Annotated in this window: 1 protein-coding gene; it reads right to left on the bottom strand. The window is 65.7% G+C overall.

Annotated features, from left to right (window positions below; all coding sequences use genetic code 11):
- The coding region (locus AC08OQ_RS19255) for an ATP-binding cassette domain-containing protein (RefSeq protein ID WP_476612303.1) at positions 1-352 on the bottom strand (352 nt) is incomplete at its 3' end.
- Positions 353-545 lie beyond the last annotated feature (193 nt).

Below are 545 nucleotides of genomic sequence, written 5' to 3'. Positions count from 1 at the left end.
GCCCACCCAGACCAGCCGCCACCACCTCCCGGCCCAGGAAAAGATTGGCCACGACATTAAGCTCAGGCGCAAGAGCGAGATCCTGATAGAGCATCTCGATTCCCAGCCTCCGCGCGTCACCGGTACCGGCCAACCGCACCGGCCGGCCATCGACGAAAACCTCACCCTGATCGGCGCGATGCCAACCCGAAAGAACCTTGGTCAGCGTGCTCTTGCCCGCGCCGTTGTCACCGACCAGGCCCACGATCTCGCCGCGACGAACCGTGAGGTTCGCCCCCCGCAACGCCCGCACATGCCCGAACCTCTTGTGAACATCACGCACCTCCAACACGACCGGCGCCTCCACACTCACGCCGAACCCACCCCAGCCAGCCCCCGCACGCCCCGCACACCGGGAACATCGACGTTCTCCCCACCCCACCCCACCCCGCCACCGGCAGGGCGCCGACGGCAACCACACCGGGGCATGCTCGCCCGCCGAAGACAAACACACATCCACACATGGAAGACCCCTCTCACTAAAATGCTCGACTTAAATGCGGTGC

This window comes from Frankia sp. CcCS3, from assembly GCF_977927575.1.
Note: the sequence above shows the minus strand (reverse complement) of the source record. Positions and strands in the feature narration are given on the sequence as shown.